This window comes from Pseudomonas sp. SIMBA_041 (assembly GCF_046535095.1).
GTDB classification, from domain to species: Bacteria; Pseudomonadota; Gammaproteobacteria; order Pseudomonadales; family Pseudomonadaceae; genus Aquipseudomonas; species Aquipseudomonas mucoides.
Genome location: NZ_JAWRXJ010000919.1, coordinates 1 through 237 on the forward strand (window position 1 = coordinate 1; position 237 = coordinate 237).

Annotated in this window: 1 pseudogene; it reads right to left on the reverse strand. The window is 50.2% G+C overall.

The window, feature by feature from the left end:
• Window positions 1-237 (reverse strand): annotated as a pseudogene (locus tag SB725_RS33805) (anaerobic dehydrogenase); the annotation flags it as partial.

A 237-nucleotide genomic window follows, 5' to 3' on the forward strand; every position in this document is an offset into this window, starting at 1 on the left:
CTTCGGTGTGAATAGTGATTGGTTCACGATCTGCAACCGCATATTTTTTACGCAGTTCCGCATAGTTAAGCTGACTATGTAAACGGTGTGCCGGATGTGCGGTCAGAAGCTGCAACTGCTTCTCGTCGGCGGTACCCTTCCACTCATCAGGCGCAAGCCAGGTTGGGTGTGCCGGGCAATCCTTATAGCCAAATTTTTCCAGCGTTTTGGAGTAAATCTCAATTTTGCCGCTTGGCG